The sequence below is a fragment of the Domibacillus aminovorans genome, assembly GCF_001643235.1.
In the GTDB taxonomy this organism is placed as follows: domain Bacteria; phylum Bacillota; class Bacilli; order Bacillales; family Domibacillaceae; genus Domibacillus; species Domibacillus aminovorans.
In genome coordinates this window covers 1-1,345 of the sequence record NZ_LQWY01000065.1, presented here as the reverse complement: position 1 = coordinate 1,345, position 1,345 = coordinate 1, and the positions used below count along the sequence as shown (strand labels likewise).

1 protein-coding gene is annotated in these 1,345 nt (G+C 43.3%); it reads right to left on the bottom strand.

The window, feature by feature from the left end:
• Positions 1-42: 42 nt before the first annotated feature.
• A protein-coding gene (locus tag AWH49_RS15725) for an IS3 family transposase (RefSeq protein ID WP_094777188.1) occupies positions 43-1,193 on the bottom strand; the annotation gives its coding sequence in 2 pieces (ribosomal slippage) (positions 43-920 and positions 920-1,193; 1,152 coding nt in all).
• Positions 1,194-1,345: the final 152 nt, after the last annotated feature.

Sequence of the window (1,345 nt, the reverse complement as noted above, 5' to 3'; positions counted from 1 at the left end):
AGGGACTGACCCCCGTTTTTGAGACAGGGATCAAAACACCTTTTAACCAGCCAGCTGTCGGTATTGTACCGGCGGCTGGTTGGTTAGTTTCGCTTGAATACGGATATTGTTATAATAATGAATATAGTTTTCGACAGTTTGCTCTACGATGGCTGTCGTAGTGCTTCTCAACTCGTCGAGATAGAACGTTTCACACTTTAGCGAGGCATGAAACGATTCGATGGAGGCATTATCAGCGGGTGTCCCTTTGCGGGACATGCTCATGATAATGCCTTTTCCTTTGACTTCCTGCTGATAGGCATATGATGTGTACACCGATCCCTGGTCACTGTGCAGGATGCACCCTTTAGACAAAGATGGAAGCTGCAACAGGGTATCCAGTACAAAGGCTGTATCTTGACAGTCCCCGATGGAATAGGCGATGATTTCGCCATTAAATAAATCTTGGATACTTGAAAGATACAGCTGTTTCTGACCAAAAGGCAAGTAAGTAATATCTGTTGCGAGTTTTTGCAGCGGTTTATCTGTCTGAAAGTTACGGCCTAACAGATTATCAGCGATGTAATAAGGCTGTCCAGTCTGCTTGCGCTTCTTCACTTTCACACGGCACTGCCATCCATATTTTTGCATCACACGCTGCACAGCTTTGTGGTTGATTGGAATCTCCTGATTCAATAGAGCAGTGATTTTCCGGTAGCCATATCGAAACTTATTTTCTTGGCACAGCGTGCCAATTTTTCGTTCTATTGCCTGCCTGGATGTTTCTGTTTCATTCTTCTTTCTCCAGCGGTAATAGGTGGATCTTGGGATGCCAAGGTGACTGCAGATTTCACCAATGGGCATTGCCGTTCTCAACTCCTCCACCAACTCTACTGCTATTTCTGGTACCACTTCCTTTCCAATTCGCTGTACTTTTTTAGGACCTCAATCTGCTGCTTTAAATAACGGTTTTCTTCCTCCAATTTCACCGTTTCATTTTCATACTCCGGCCCTTTTCCATAGGAATACTGCTTTCCCACCGGCTGTTCAAACCGATGCATTTCACCATTTTTGTACCATCTCATCCATGTTTTGAGCTGTGTACGGTTTCGAATGTTTAATTCTTTCATGACTTCTTTGACAGGTACCCCGGCCAATCGCATCTCCACTGCCTTCAATTTTACTTCAGACGGATAACTCACTCTTGTGCCCACAGAAAAAACACCTCCAAGTTGTTTTAGTTAGTCCATACACCCGTTTTTCAACTGAAAGGTGTTTTTATTTATCTCACTCTATGGGGTCAGTCCCTTATGTTATATTAGGAATTTCGGCTTTTTCTTTTTTATAAAGGTCATTTAAGCAGGAA